Genomic DNA, 11,407 nt, shown 5'->3' with positions numbered 1-11,407 from the left:
AGAGGCCGGCACAGGAGAGCTCAGAGCGCCATGCGGTAATGCAGGCTATAGCTCTCCACCCCATCGTTGGGCTGCTTGATGCCCGCGTTGGAATAGTGAATCGCCCGCACGCCAATCTCATGCCCACCGGCAAAGCGCAATCCAAAGCCGATGCGGTCCTCGAACTGGAATGCCGAGCCCAGCTCGTTGTCTTCCAGCTCGGTGCTGGAGAATGCCGCCACGCCAATCCCAGCCTCTATATAAGGCTTCACCGACTCCCCGGCAAACTCGTAGACGAACACCGGCGCGAACGACAGGCTATGGTTGCTCGCGGTCTCGTCACCATCCCAATAGGTGTAGGCCCCATCCCAATACCCCGTCAGGCGCCCGACGCTGGTCTGCCACCAACTCGCTTCCCAATTCGATTGCAGCCCCAACCGGTAGACCATGGTCGAGTCACCGGTCTGCCCCACCGAAAACGAAACGTCGGCAGCCTGCGCCGACAGTGAGTGCCCCAGGGTGAAGACGGCAGCCGCCGCCAAGCCGAGCAGCTTCTTCATGAGCAACATCCTTCTTTGCTGTTATTGGTATCCGCCTCATTTCAGGCAAGGCGGTAGAAAACGGCAGCGGTACGATAGTTCAGCTTCTTTTCACGTTTTTTTCACAATGAAAAGCTTTGCACACTGTCCGACTTATGCCACAGCAAAGGCAGGATCTTTCTGAGAGATTGCGGATCGGCACTGGTCCAGAAGCGGGTATCCCTGGCCGGCCCTTCGGCCAACAGGTCATCCGCGCCCAGCAGCCGCTGCAGTTGGCGCGCCACTGCGGCACCGGTGTCGATGATGGCAACGTCGGCTGGCACCATGCCGGCCAGCAACGGGCGCAGGAAGGGGTAATGGGTGCAACCGAGAATCAACGTGTCACAGCCAGCGGCCAGCAACGGCTGCACATAACCTTGCAGCAACTGGCGCAGCGCCGGGCTGGCCAGGTCACCGGTCTCGATCAGATCGACCAGGCCCGGGCAAGGTTGGGTGATGACCTGTACGTCATTGGCAAAACGATCGAGCAAGGCAGCGAACTTGGCACTCTGCAGGGTACCGGTAGTGGCCAGCACACCGACCACGCCAGAGCGCGTAGCGGCGGCAGCGGGCTTCACCGCCGGCTCCATGCCCACCAGCGGCCAGTTCGGGTACAACTCGCGCAGGTCGGCCACCGCCGCCACCGTGGCGGTATTGCAGGCCAGTACCATGGCCTTGGCGCCCTGTTCATGGAAGAACGCAGCAATGCGCCGAAGACGCTCACGGATATAGTCCGGCGACTTCTCGCCGTAGGGTATGTGGCCGCAATCGCCCACGTACAGCAGCGTCTCGTTGGGCAGCAGGCGCTGGATCTCGGCGAGTACCGACAAGCCGCCAACCCCGGAGTCCATCACGCCGACCGGCGCCGATCGCTCAGCCATCGCGCTTACCACAGACCGCACAAGCCGGGTCGCGCTTGACCCGCAATTCGCGGATACGAGTGCCGAGAGCATCGATCAACAGCAGGCGGCCGACCAGCGGCTCGCCGAACCCGGCCAGCAGCTTCATCGCCTCCAGCGCCTGCAGGCTGCCTACCAGGCCCACCAATGGGCCGATCACGCCGGCTTCGCTGCAGGTCAGTTCGGCTTCGCTGCCATGGCCGTACAGGCAATGGTAGCAAGGGCTGTAGTCACGCCGTGGGTCGAATACCGACAACTGTCCTTCCAGGCGGATCGCCGCACCGCTGACCAGCGGCTTGCCAGCCGCGAAACAGGCAGCGTTGACCGCCTCGCGGGTACCGAAATTGTCAGAGCAGTCCAGCACCAGGTCGACCGCTGCCACAGCGGCCGCCAGCGAGTCCTCGTCCAGAGCCTGGCGATGGGCAACCAGGTTGATTTCCGGGTTGATTGCCTGCAGGCGCTGCAGGGCCGAATCGACCTTGCTCATGCCCACGCTCGCACTGTCGTGGATCACCTGGCGTTGCAGGTTGGTCAGGTCGACGGTGTCAAAGTCCGCCAGGTGCAGCTCACCGACCCCGGCGGCGGCCAGGTACAAGGCGACGGGCGAGCCAAGGCCGCCGAGCCCGACGATCAGCGCCTTGCTCTGCTTGAGCCGCAACTGGCCGTCGATGTCGATCTGGGCCAGCAAAACCTGCCGGCTGTAACGCAGCAGTTCCTGATCACTCAGCATGGCAGGCGCCCCAGGGTAATGCGTTCATGGCCGCCCAGGTCCGTGCGGCTAGCGACCTCGATGAAGCCTTGTTCAGCCAGCAAGGCGCGCACCGCCGCTGCCTGATCGTAGCCGTGTTCCAGCAGTAACCAGCCACCCGGTACCAGGTGCGCGGGCGCCTGGGCAGCTATCACGCGCAGATCGTCCAGGCCATCGGCACCGGCCACCAGCGCACTGCTGGGCTCGAAGCGTACATCACCGGCGACCAAATGCGGGTCTGCGGCAGCGATGTAGGGCGGGTTGCTGACAATCAGGTCGAAACGCTCGCCGGCCAGACTGTCGAACCAGTGGCTGAGCCGTACCTGGGCGTTTGCCAGGCCCAGCCGCTGGCGGTTGCGCTCAGCCAGGGCTGCAGCCTCCTCCACGCGGTCCACTGCGGTCACCTGCCAGGCCGGGCGATCGCTGGCCAGGGCCAAGGCAATCGCGCCGGTGCCGGTGCCCAGGTCAAGGACCTTGGCCGGCGTGGCGGGTTGCAGTTCAAGGGCAGCTTCGACCAGCAGCTCGGTATCCGGCCGCGGGATCAGGGTATGCGGTGCCACTTCCAGGTCGATCTTCCAGAAGCCCTGCAGCCCGAGAATGTAGGCGACCGGTTCGCCGCCACGGCGGCGCTGCAGGTAGCCAGCATAGGTCTCGGCATCTTCGCTGCTGACGATTCGCTCGGGCCAGGTGTGCAGGTAGCTGCGCGATTTGCCGATGGCCGCGGCCAACAGCAACTCGGCATCCAGCCGCTCGGTAGGCGACTCTGGCAACTGCGCGTTGCGCAGCAGGCTGGCGATGATGGTCATCAGTCCCCCAGAGCGGCCAGTTGATCGGCCTGGTATTCGGCCAGCAGCGGTTCGATCACCGCCTCCACCCCGCCGGCGAGGATATCGTCCAGCGAGTACAGGGTCAGGTTGATACGGTGGTCGGTCACCCGCCCCTGTGGATAATTGTACGTACGGATGCGCTCGGAACGGTCGCCAGAGCCGACCAGCAGCTTGCGTTCGGTGGCGATGGCGTTCTGCGCGGCGCTGGTCTGCATGTCGTTGAGCTTGGCCGACAGCCAGGACATGGCGCGGGCACGGTTCTTGTGCTGCGAGCGCTCTTCCTGGCACTCGACCACGATACCGGTGGGCAAGTGGGTGATCCGGATCGCCGAGTCGGTCTTGTTGACGTGCTGGCCGCCGGCACCGGATGCGCGATAGGTATCTACCCGCAGGTCGGCCGGGTTGATCTCGATGGCCGCCTGTTCGTCCGGCTCGGGCAGTACCGCCACGGTGCACGCGGAGGTGTGGATACGGCCCTGGGATTCGGTCTCGGGCACGCGCTGCACACGGTGCGCGCCGGACTCGAACTTGAGCTTGCCGTACACGCTCTCACCCTCGACGCGGGCGATGATTTCCTTGTAGCCGCCGTGCTCGCCTTCGTTCTCGGAGAGGATTTCCAGGCGCCAGCCACGCTTTTCGGCGTAGCGCGAATACATGCGGAACAGGTCGCCGGAGAAGATCGCCGCCTCGTCGCCACCGGTGCCGGCACGGATTTCGAGGAACACGTTACGGCCATCGTTGGGGTCCTTGGGCAACAGCATGCGTTGCAGCTGCGACTCCAGCGTCAGCAGTTGTTCCTTGGCTTCACGCACTTCTTCCACGGCCATTTCGCGCAGGTCCGGGTCACTGTCCTTGAGCAGCGCCTGGGCACCTTCGAGGTCGTCCTGGACTTTGCGCCACTCTTTATAAGCAGCGTAGACCGGCTCGACTTCGGCGTATTCACGGGAATAGGCGCGAAAGCGCGTCTGGTCGGAAATGACCTCGGCATCACCAAGCAGAGCGGTGAGTTCTTCGAAGCGGTCCTGGAGGATTTCCAGTTTGTTCAGCAGCGACGCTTTCATTGCGGGGATTTGTCCGTCGAGCCCTCGTTGAGGGCAAAGAGTTCCTGGGCCATGGCCAGCGCATCGAGGCGGCCCTCGGCCGAGAGCCTTTTCAATTGCACGCTGGGCGCGTGCAGGAGTTTGTTGGTCAGCCCCCGGGCCAGTTGGGCCAGTACGTCTTCGGGGTTGCCGCCGTTGGCCAGCAGCCGCTGGGCCTTTTGCAGTTCTTCGTCGCGCAGGCGCTCGCATTGCTGGCGATAGGCCTTGAGCACATCCACCGCGGCCAGCTCGCGCAGGCGCAGCATGAAGTCCTCTGCCCCCACCGACACCAGCTCTTCGGCGGCCTGGGCCGCGCCCTGGCGACTTTTGAGGTTTTCTGCCACAACGTCGTGCAGGTCATCGACAGTGTACAGGTAGACGTCATCCAGTTCGCCGACTTCGGTTTCGATATCGCGCGGTACAGCAATGTCGACCATGAAAATCGGCTTGTGCCGGCGCTGCTTCAGCGCGCTCTCGACAGCACCCTTGCCAAGGATCGGCAACTGGCTGGCAGTGGAACTGATGACGATATCGCTGTTGGCCAGTTCCTGTGGGATGTCGGCCAGCAGAACCGCGTGCGCACCGAACTGTTCGGCCAGGATGCTGGCCCGCTCGAGGGTACGGTTGGCCACGACGATACGGCGCACGCCCTGCTCATGCAGGTGGCGGGCGACCAGGGTGATGGTTTCGCCAGCACCGATCAGCAGGGCCTGGCTGCGGCCCAGGTCGCTGAAGATCTGCTTGGCCAGGCTGACCGCGGCAAACGCCACCGACACCGGGTTTTCACCGATGGCAGTGTCGGTGCGCACCTGCTTGGCGGCACTGAAGGTGGCCTGGAACAGCCGCCCGAGCAGCGGGCCGACGGTGCCGGCCTCACGCGCCACGGCATAGGCGGACTTCATCTGGCCGAGGATCTGCGGTTCGCCGAGCACCAGCGAGTCCAGGCCGGAGGCCACCCGCATCATGTGCTTTACCGCCTCGTGCTCTTCGTGCACGTAGGCGCTGGCGCGCAGCTCGTCCAGGCTGAGGCGGTGGTAATCGGCGAGCCATTGCAGCACGGCATCGGCGGACAGGTGGTCCTGCTCGATATAGAGCTCGCTACGGTTGCAGGTCGACAGAATCGCCGCTTCGCGGCTGGATGTCAGTCGGCAGAGCTGCTGCAGGGCGTCTACCAGCTGCTCTGGGGTAAACGCCACGCGCTCGCGTACGTCTACCGAGGCAGTCTTATGGTTGATACCAAGTGCAAGAAAGGCCATGCAAGGTCGCTGGTTGTGACGGGAAGCCGATAATTGTCCTCTTTCGCAGGTTTCAGGACAACCACCGTTCGCTATTGCGCTGATAGCGCTGCGGCTATCGCCGGCTTCAGGCCAGCATCAGCGGCAACTTCAGCTCACACCCCCGCTTTTGATCTGGCTTTTGATCTGGCTTTTGATCTTGATCTTGATCTTCGCGACTTCAGGAGGCCGAACGCAGGCCTTGCGGAGGGAGGTGACGGGCATGGATGCCCGTCAAGCGCTGAGGCCCCATGGATGGGGCCTGCAGCGCGTACTCCCGGGAGCAAGGCCGGAGTGAGGGAACCCCGGAGCGCAGCGTAGGGGCCGGATGATGGGAGCGCAGCGTTTTTTGGTTACTTTTTGCCGCGTTTGGCAAAAAGTGACTCGCCGTAAGGGCGAAAAGGTGAGTCAGCGTCGCCATCGCATACGGACTGTTCGCCATATCAAAACCGTCGCTTAAGCTATTTGGCTATTTGGCTATTTGGCTATTTGGCTTTTTGGCTTTTTGGAGGTGGGCATTCACATCGAGCAGGCATTCATTCGCGACGGCGGCGCAAAGTCACCTTTCCGCCCTTACGGCGGGTCCCTTTTTGTCGTGGCAAAAAGGAACCAAAAACCGTCGGCTCCCATCATCCGGCCCCTACGCTTCGCTCCGGGGTCCCCTCGCTACGGGCCTGCTCCCGGGAGTACGCGCTGCAGGCCCCATCCATGGGGCCTCAGCGCTTGACGGGCATCCATGCCCGTCACCTCCCTCCGCAGTCCCTTCGCTCGGCCTCCTGAAGTCGCAATCGGCGGCGCCTGAACTACCGCGCGCTTAGAAGCAAGAACCAGAACCATCGGCTCGACATCTCCTTAGTTAATTACACCGACCAAGTCGAGAGGACTTTTGACATATCTCTACAAGACTTATCCACAGTCTTGTAGTCCTTTTCCCAAATACATGCCCAGCTGTTGCTCCACCCTCTTTCCGCGCCTAGCCTTGACGCCGCTACATCGATATTCCTCACCCACATGATGACCAAGGAGCGGTAGATATGGCTTTGGACGCGTATTTGAAAATCGACGATATTCCAGGCGAAGCCTTGGACGAGAAGTACGGCAAGTGGATTGAAGTCACCGGTTATGATTTCGGTGTAAGCCAAAGCCCCTCTGCCACTGCAAGCTCGGCAGGGGGTGCCACTTCGGGGCGCACCGAAGTGAGCCATTTCACTTTTACCAAGTTTCTCGACAGCGCCAGTTGCAAACTCATGGAGGCCAGTTGCGCGGGGCAGCATCTCAAGGAAGTCAAACTCGCGCTGTGCCGCGCGGGCGGTGACAAGCTGAAGTACTACGAGATCATCCTAGAAGAAGTGATCATTGCCGATTACGCCCAGAGCGCCGCCGACGGCGTGCCTATCGAGGTGGTTCGCCTCGATTACGGCAGAATCAAGACCACCTATACCCTGCAGAAGCGCATCGACGGCTCGGGCGGCGGCAATATTGCCGGTGGTTGGGACCGGATCGGCAACAAGAAGTACGCGTGAGGTATCGCCATGTACGAAGCCCGCGCTTTCATCAACCCCAGGATGCAGAACTATCACACGCTCAAGGCCGGCCTTGCGCTTGGCGGGCATGCCGCAAGCAAGTTCGACATCCTGAATGCACACATTTACAACAGTGTGGTCAGAAGCGGCGAACTGGTGATCGTCGGCGACTGGTCTACACCTTCGTGTACCAGTCAGGAGGCTTATCTGATGTCTCAGGCCTCCATCACGCATATGGGGCTGATGCGCAGTGGCCAGGGGGCTGATGAGTTTTTTCTGGATAATTTCGAGTTGCTGAAGAGCTTGCTTGCCCATGCTTCACTGGGCGCAGGCGTGGTCAGCGACGGCTGGAGCAGGCATCTGAAGGCCATTCAGGACACGTTGCTGGAGATCGAGAAATTGCACAGAGAACATCTGGGTCAGGGACGCTCAAAAACCGTGACCAGTTTTATGCCAAGCGTGTGGCACTGTTCTCGAAGCTTGACGAACAGTTGGGCAAACTGGCGGCGTTCGGCTCGGGTTTGCGTAACAAGGGATCGATTAAAAGGACACTGGCCATATCCACGAAACGCTATTTGCACACCGGTGAGATTGCAGGGTATGCGAATAAGGTTGCCGGGGTAGGCAAGGCTGCCAGTTTGATAAAAAAAGGTACTTACATTGGCATAGCGCTTGATGTCGCAGCAACGGGCCTGGCGATTCGCCAAGCCTGTATGCTCGGCAGAGAAGATGAGTGCACGCGTGCAAAATTTCTCAATGGTGCGTCATTAGCCGGTGGTCTGACCGGCAGCGGCATAGGTGGATACATAGGAGGGACCATTGTTGCGCCCTTTGTATGTGCGGCTCTGGGAGTAGGGACGGCCGGTTTGGGGTCAATTACCTGCGCAGTCATTGGTGCTGCCGCAGGGGGGAAGCTAGGCGGTGACTTCGGAGGAGAAAAAGGCGAGGTGCTTGGTGACTTCCTATATCGAGAGTTCTCGCAATGATCAATATGGAACCGGGTCTGATCGCACTTATTCTCATCACCTCAATCGCAATCGCAATTACTGTCCAAATTTACGTTGCACATAAATACACCGAGCACTTTGAGTCTTTCTTACCCACCTCTCGTATCGTATCTAACAACATAAAAAACTATAAGCATGCTGGACTAATAGGAAAACTGATAAGAACTGGTCAAATTGCAACACTACTGGCCACACCCAAAATCTTCACCTACAGGGGCGCAGCAGATATCGAGGAAGTACAAAAATTTCCGCGCCGTGAAAGGCTTGTCTTGGTCAACCTCTGGGCTATTCACATCATATTATTCCTTGCACTCGTGCTGTCTCACTATCTATGACCCAATGGAGATACGACTTCGTATTCTGTTCAAGGACAAAGTTCTCCCGCAGCAATCGATCATTGGAAACTCAAGGCCGGCACTCGACGCGTGGCAAGGACTTGCAAACGACTGAGATTGTGGGGTGTGCAGTTAAGATCATAGGTGTGGTCAGGGCTGCCAACCTGATCAAAAAAGACACCTATATAGGTATTGCGCTGGAAGTCGCCGCGACGGGTCTTGAAATCCATAAAGCCTGCACCGCTGGCCGCGACAATGAGTGTAGAAAAGCTAAATACGTCCATGGATCTTCCTTGACAGGCAGTGTCGCCGTGGGAGGGATAGCAACAAGCTACGGCGGTGCTATTGCCACTAATATTTGTCTCGCTCTTGGCGTGCCCACAGTCGGTACAGGCGTACTTGTCTGCGCTGTTATTGGTGGGGCTGCGGGAGCCACAGGAGGAAGCATGCTTGGCGGTGCTGTAGGGGAAGCGCTCGGCGAAGTATTGTATGAAAAGGTAGGCAGCGAATGAGCACTGAAGCGGGTATTGTTGCATTTATAATTTTGGCCGCCATGACCGTCACGCTTTGCGTATCGTTCTACATATCAATCTATCATCTTGACAGGATCGAATCACTACTACCGAATAGCGCATTCGTGAGCGGGAATAAAAAAACCTTTTCACAAGCAGGCCTAATTGGAAAGGTAATGCGCACACTCTTAATATCAATACTACTAACAGTGCCAAAAATATATGCGCGAAAAAGCTTGGTTGACCTTGATGAGGTCACGAACTTCCCTATACGCATGAAGCGCACCCTGATCGTCTTAGGGGCTATGCACCCAACACTTATCGGAGCACTTATTTTATTTCGCATTTGGTTGCGCCCCCTTGGGCCTATTCCGTGACATCGGACGCCAAGAGGCTGGCTGTTGAGACATCAGCCCTAAGCTTTTTGCTTTCAGGTGTAGGCATTCATATCGAGTAGACATTCATTCGCGATAGTGGCGCCACGTCACCTTGACGCCCTTACGGCGGAACCTTTTTTGTCGTGGCAAAATGGAACCAAAAACCGTCGGCTCCCATCATCCGGCCCCTACGCTTCGCTCCGGGGCACCCTCGCTATGGGCCTGCTCCCGAGAGTACGCGCTGCAGGCCCCATCCATGGGGCCTCAGCGCTTGACGGGCATCCATGCCCGTCACCTCCCTCCGCAGTCCCTTCGCTCGGCCTCCTGAAGTCGCAATCTGCGGCGCCTGAACTATCGCGCGCTCAGAAGCAAGAGCAAGAGCAAAAATTCTGTGTTCTGGGCGCCGTGGCAGGCTCTGCGGCGAACCGCGCGGGCACAGCGCGGTCTGCATAAGCGAAGCGCAGCTTCATACCTTCGCAGGTGGGTTTGCCCCCGCGCTTGTGTCATCATGCTCCGACCGCCGGTGAGTCCTCTTAAAGCCTTCTATGAACAAACCATACGCATTGCTGCTTGCCTTCGCCCTGCTCCAGGGCTGCCAGAGCCTGGCCCCGCAAAAGGCCGAGCCTCCCGTCGCCGAGGCCGACAAGAGCGAGGCGGAAAAACCCGTGGTGTATGGCTCGTTCAAGCAGGACACGCTCTACAGCCTGCTGGTGGCCGAACTGGCCGGCCAGCGCAACCGCTTCGACATCGCCCTGGCCAACTACACCGACCAGGCCGCGAAAACCCAGGACCCGGGGGTTTCCGAGCGCGCCTACCGCATTGCCGAATACCTCGGCGCCGACGAACCGGCACTGGACAACGCCCTGGTATGGGCCCGCAACGACCCGCAGAACCTCGACGCCCAGCGCGCCGCCGCCATCCAGCTGGCCCGCGCCGGCCGCTATGACGACTCCATGACTTACATGGAAAAGGTCCTGCAGGGCCAAGGCGACACCCATTTCGATTTCCTCGCCCTGTCCGCCGCCGAAACCGACCAGAGCACCCGCGACGGCTTGCTGCAAAGCTTCGAACGCCTGCTGGTGAAGTACCCGGACAACAGCCAGCTGGTGTTCGGCAAGGCCCTGCTGCTGAACCAGGACGGCAAGGCCGAAGAAGCCTTGGAGTTGCTCGAGTCGCACCCGCCGCAAAACGGCGAAGTCGCCCCGGTCCTGCTGCGCGCTCGCCTGCTGCAAGCCCTGGACCGCGGCCCGGAGGCCCTGCCACTGCTGCGCGGGGCGATTCGCGACAACCCGGACGACAAGCGCCTGCGCCTGACCTACGCGCGCACCCTGGTCGAACAGGACCGCATCGCCGATGCCAAGGGCGAGTTCCTCAGCCTGGTCCAGCAATACCCCGAGGACGACGAGCTGCGCTATTCGCTGGCGCTGGTGTGCCTGGAAAACAAGGACTGGGATGAAGCCGAGGGCTACCTGCAGGAGCTGATCGAACGCGACAGCAACGTCGACGCCGCGCACCTGAACCTGGGCCGCATCCGCGAAGAGCGCCACGACCCTGCAGGCGCCCTGCGCGAATACGCCCTGGTCGGCCCGGGCCCCGACTACCTGCCGGCGCAGCTGCGCCAGGCCGACATCCTGATTGCCAACGGCCGTGGTACCGAAGCCTCGCGCCTGCTCGCCGATGCCCGCGAATCCCAGCCGGACTACGCCATACAGCTGTTCCTGATCGAATCGGAAAGCTACAGCAACAACAACAAGGACGCCCAGGCCAGCCAGGTGCTGCAGCAAGCCATCCAGCGCTACCCGGACGACCTCAACCTGCTGTACACCCGTGCCATGCTGGCGGAAAAGCGTGACGACCTGCCGCAGATGGAAAAAGACCTGCGCGCCATCATCGCCCGCGAGCCGGAAAACGCCATGGCCCTGAACGCCCTCGGCTACACCCTGGCCGACCGCACCACCCGCTACAGCGAAGCCAAGGCGCTGATCGACAAGGCCCATCAGCTGACCCCGGATGACCCGGCGGTGCTCGACAGCCTGGGTTGGGTCAATTACCGCCTGGGCAACCTCGACGAGGCTGAAACCTACCTGCGCAAGGCTTTTGCCAGCTTCCCAGACCACGAAGTGGCCGCCCACCTGGGCGAAGTGCTATGGGCCAACGGCAAGCGCCGCGAAGCCCGCCAGGTCTGGGCCAAGGGCTTCGAAGCCCAGGCCGACAGCCCCATCCTGCGCAAGACCATCCTGCGCCTGACCGGATCCGAGACTCTCTAACG

General features: G+C 60.7%; 11 protein-coding genes and 1 pseudogene. 5 read left to right on the top strand and 7 right to left on the bottom strand.

Going from position 1 to position 11,407, the window contains the following annotated elements; all coding sequences use genetic code 11:
- Window positions 1-20 precede the first annotated feature (20 nt).
- The 6 genes from AC2T3R_RS03735 to hemA form a co-directional block, all read right to left on the bottom strand.
- Window positions 21-539 (bottom strand): acyloxyacyl hydrolase, encoded by a 519-nt coding sequence (locus AC2T3R_RS03735; RefSeq protein WP_039613794.1) that lies wholly within the window; start codon window positions 537-539, stop codon window positions 21-23.
- A 101-nt stretch (window positions 540-640) separates the two neighbouring features.
- Window positions 641-1,438: a glutamate racemase gene (gene murI, locus AC2T3R_RS03730; RefSeq protein WP_486744665.1), complete on the bottom strand. Its 798-nt coding sequence runs from the start codon at window positions 1,436-1,438 to the stop codon at window positions 641-643.
- Window positions 1,431-2,186, bottom strand: coding sequence for a molybdopterin-synthase adenylyltransferase MoeB (locus AC2T3R_RS03725; protein WP_410952034.1), 756 nt, complete (start codon window positions 2,184-2,186; stop codon window positions 1,431-1,433). Before AC2T3R_RS03725 ends, murI begins: the two co-directional genes overlap by 8 nt.
- On the bottom strand, window positions 2,180-3,010 hold the full coding sequence (gene prmC / locus AC2T3R_RS03720; RefSeq protein ID WP_013970910.1) for a peptide chain release factor N(5)-glutamine methyltransferase: 831 nt from the start codon (window positions 3,008-3,010) through the stop codon (window positions 2,180-2,182). Before prmC ends, AC2T3R_RS03725 begins: the two co-directional genes overlap by 7 nt.
- Entirely contained in the window at window positions 3,010-4,092 is a 1,083-nt protein-coding gene (gene prfA, locus AC2T3R_RS03715) for a peptide chain release factor 1 (protein WP_013970909.1), read from the bottom strand. The genes prmC and prfA overlap by 1 nt, the downstream gene beginning before the upstream one ends.
- Complete coding sequence (gene hemA, locus AC2T3R_RS03710) at window positions 4,089-5,366, bottom strand: glutamyl-tRNA reductase (protein WP_013970908.1); 1,278 nt, start codon at window positions 5,364-5,366, stop codon at window positions 4,089-4,091. The genes prfA and hemA overlap by 4 nt, the downstream gene beginning before the upstream one ends.
- Before the next feature lie 1,052 nt (window positions 5,367-6,418).
- Here hemA and AC2T3R_RS03705 point away from each other — a divergent pair.
- The 3 genes and pseudogenes from AC2T3R_RS03705 to AC2T3R_RS03695 all read left to right on the top strand — a co-directional run bounded on the left by AC2T3R_RS03705 (window position 6,419) and on the right by AC2T3R_RS03695 (window position 8,249).
- Window positions 6,419-6,907, top strand: coding sequence for an Hcp family type VI secretion system effector (locus AC2T3R_RS03705; protein ID WP_015268941.1), 489 nt, complete (start codon window positions 6,419-6,421; stop codon window positions 6,905-6,907).
- 9 nt (window positions 6,908-6,916) lie between these two features.
- Window positions 6,917-7,893, top strand: a pseudogene (locus AC2T3R_RS03700) (hypothetical protein).
- The gene (locus AC2T3R_RS03695; RefSeq protein ID WP_486744664.1) at window positions 7,890-8,249 is read left to right on the top strand and encodes a hypothetical protein; all 360 of its coding nucleotides are present in this window, start codon (window positions 7,890-7,892) and stop codon (window positions 8,247-8,249) included. The pseudogene AC2T3R_RS03700 and the gene AC2T3R_RS03695 overlap by 4 nt, the downstream one beginning before the upstream one ends.
- A gap of 59 nt (window positions 8,250-8,308) precedes the next feature.
- Here the strand turns inward: AC2T3R_RS03695 and AC2T3R_RS03690 are convergent, their stop codons facing one another.
- Window positions 8,309-8,533 (bottom strand): hypothetical protein, encoded by a 225-nt coding sequence (locus AC2T3R_RS03690; protein ID WP_015268938.1) that lies wholly within the window; start codon window positions 8,531-8,533, stop codon window positions 8,309-8,311.
- 224 nt (window positions 8,534-8,757) lie between these two features.
- Here AC2T3R_RS03690 and AC2T3R_RS03685 point away from each other — a divergent pair, with 224 nt between their 5' ends.
- Both AC2T3R_RS03685 and AC2T3R_RS03680 read left to right on the top strand, forming a co-directional pair.
- Window positions 8,758-9,138 (top strand): hypothetical protein, encoded by a 381-nt coding sequence (locus tag AC2T3R_RS03685; RefSeq protein WP_486744663.1) that lies wholly within the window; start codon window positions 8,758-8,760, stop codon window positions 9,136-9,138.
- A gap of 545 nt (window positions 9,139-9,683) precedes the next feature.
- Window positions 9,684-11,405 carry a tetratricopeptide repeat protein gene (locus AC2T3R_RS03680; RefSeq protein ID WP_015268937.1) on the top strand — a complete coding sequence of 574 codons (1,722 nt, stop codon included), beginning with the start codon at window positions 9,684-9,686 and terminating at the stop codon, window positions 11,403-11,405.
- The last annotated feature ends 2 nt before the right edge of the window (window positions 11,406-11,407 follow it).

It is taken from the genome of Pseudomonas sp. PVC-5-1 (assembly GCF_057444345.1).
Note: the sequence above shows the minus strand (reverse complement) of the source record. Positions and strands in the feature narration are given on the sequence as shown.

What these genes read in the sequence shown, in the direction of transcription:
- AC2T3R_RS03735 (WP_039613794.1), bottom strand. Translation starts at nt 539, where the DNA reads ATGAAGAAGCTGCTCGGCTTGGCGGCGGCTGCCGTCTTCACCCTGGGG.
- murI (WP_486744665.1), bottom strand. Translation starts at nt 1,438, where the DNA reads ATGGCTGAGCGATCGGCGCCGGTCGGCGTGATGGACTCCGGGGTTGGC.
- AC2T3R_RS03725 (WP_410952034.1), bottom strand. Translation starts at nt 2,186, where the DNA reads ATGCTGAGTGATCAGGAACTGCTGCGTTACAGCCGGCAGGTTTTGCTG.
- prmC (WP_013970910.1), bottom strand. Translation starts at nt 3,010, where the DNA reads ATGACCATCATCGCCAGCCTGCTGCGCAACGCGCAGTTGCCAGAGTCG.
- prfA (WP_013970909.1), bottom strand. Translation starts at nt 4,092, where the DNA reads ATGAAAGCGTCGCTGCTGAACAAACTGGAAATCCTCCAGGACCGCTTC.
- hemA (WP_013970908.1), bottom strand. Translation starts at nt 5,366, where the DNA reads ATGGCCTTTCTTGCACTTGGTATCAACCATAAGACTGCCTCGGTAGAC.
- AC2T3R_RS03705 (WP_015268941.1), top strand. Translation starts at nt 6,419, where the DNA reads ATGGCTTTGGACGCGTATTTGAAAATCGACGATATTCCAGGCGAAGCC.
- AC2T3R_RS03695 (WP_486744664.1), top strand. Translation starts at nt 7,890, where the DNA reads ATGATCAATATGGAACCGGGTCTGATCGCACTTATTCTCATCACCTCA.
- AC2T3R_RS03690 (WP_015268938.1), bottom strand. Translation starts at nt 8,533, where the DNA reads ATGGACGTATTTAGCTTTTCTACACTCATTGTCGCGGCCAGCGGTGCA.
- AC2T3R_RS03685 (WP_486744663.1), top strand. Translation starts at nt 8,758, where the DNA reads ATGAGCACTGAAGCGGGTATTGTTGCATTTATAATTTTGGCCGCCATG.
- AC2T3R_RS03680 (WP_015268937.1), top strand. Translation starts at nt 9,684, where the DNA reads ATGAACAAACCATACGCATTGCTGCTTGCCTTCGCCCTGCTCCAGGGC.